This is a genomic window from Tannerella forsythia, from assembly GCF_001006485.1.
Classification (GTDB): domain Bacteria; phylum Bacteroidota; class Bacteroidia; order Bacteroidales; family Tannerellaceae; genus Tannerella; species Tannerella forsythia.
Genome location: NZ_JUET01000116.1, coordinates 1 through 380 on the forward strand (window position 1 = coordinate 1; position 380 = coordinate 380).

Below are 380 nucleotides of genomic sequence, written 5' to 3' on the forward strand. Positions count from 1 at the left end.
ACACTCGTTAGGCCACAGAAATCATTGATTGTTATTTTGAAGCTTTTATACGGAAGCATTACGACAAGATTCAGTGGGCCTTGAATATAGACGACGAAACCTTGCGAGCCGTTTTACATGAAATAACGGTACTTAACCTCAAGCTCGGCAACGGCTGGAACGAATCTTCCGAGAGTGCCATGAACGAAATCACACCCGATTTCATCGCCGAAAATCACAACGGTGAACTGACGCTGAGTATGAATTAGCGCGATGTGCCCGACTTGCGCATCACCCGTGAATACAGCGATATGTTTCGCGATTATGCCCGCAACAAGACGAACCGCAGCCCGGAGATGCGCAATGCCGCTCAGCTTGTCAAACAGACACTCGATGCTGCA

Annotated in this window: 1 protein-coding gene; it reads left to right on the forward strand. The window is 48.4% G+C overall.

Annotation, left to right across the window (positions count from 1 at the left end):
* The first annotated feature begins 23 nt into the window (after positions 1-23).
* Positions 24-248: an RNA polymerase factor sigma-54 gene (locus tag Tanf_RS14430; RefSeq protein WP_262509276.1), complete on the forward strand. Its 225-nt coding sequence runs from the start codon at positions 24-26 to the stop codon at positions 246-248.
* Positions 249-380: the final 132 nt, after the last annotated feature.